Source organism: Streptomyces sp. A18 (assembly GCF_059026065.1).
On the sequence record NZ_JBWLKL010000179.1, the window covers coordinates 1 to 248 of the forward strand.

1 pseudogene is annotated in these 248 nt (G+C 64.9%); it reads right to left on the reverse strand.

The features are described from left to right. Positions 1 to 248, reverse strand: a pseudogene (locus AC5P1C_RS44040) (2-oxoacid:ferredoxin oxidoreductase subunit beta); the annotation flags it as partial.

Here is a 248-nt window from a genome sequence, read left to right on the forward strand (position 1 = left end):
GACGCGAGTCCGGTGGCGATGGCGGGGGCGCGGCCGTGGATGGAGTGCATCCCGTAGGTGTTCATGTAGTACGGGAAGCGTGAGGAGCAGCCGATGCCGGAGACGAAGACGATGTTCTCCTTGGCCAGGCCGAGTTCGGGCATGAAGCCCTGCACCGCGGCCAGGACCGCGTAGTCACCACAGCCGGGGCACCAACGCACCTCCTGATCGGACTTGAAGTCCTTCATGGACTGCTTGGCCTCGGCCTT